The organism is Pantoea sp. RG18 (assembly GCF_025910075.1).
GTDB lineage: Bacteria > Pseudomonadota > Gammaproteobacteria > Enterobacterales > Enterobacteriaceae > Pantoea > Pantoea agglomerans.
In genome coordinates, this window is record NZ_JAPCIL010000043.1 from 1 (window position 1) to 327 (window position 327).

Below are 327 nucleotides of genomic sequence, written 5' to 3' on the forward strand. Positions count from 1 at the left end.
AAAGTTGTATCCACTTACAGAACGCTGGACAGCACTCCAGGGGATCCGGATACAACTCAGATATGGAATAACCGGGTCAGGATGCATGCTCAGTTTAATAAAGCCCGGCATCCACCGGCGCTGATGCTGTTCTGCTGGGATTCGGTTATCGATAAAAAGACCTACGAGACGCGCATCACCTTCTCACCGGCCCTTCGGGGAAAAATGTCGGTGCCAACCGGCAGGGACAGAAGAGGTAATATGGCCTGGTATGACACATTACTGTTAGGGCTGGCACCAGAGGGTAAAGTCCGTATCTGGCTTCAGAACAGCGCAGGAGGTGATAAC

The 327-nt window shown here is 52.0% G+C and carries 1 protein-coding gene; it reads left to right on the plus strand.

Annotated features, from left to right (window positions below):
• Nucleotides 1–327 (plus strand): DUF2931 family protein (locus tag OK409_RS22475; protein WP_319633926.1); only part of this gene is annotated, 327 nt, incomplete at both ends.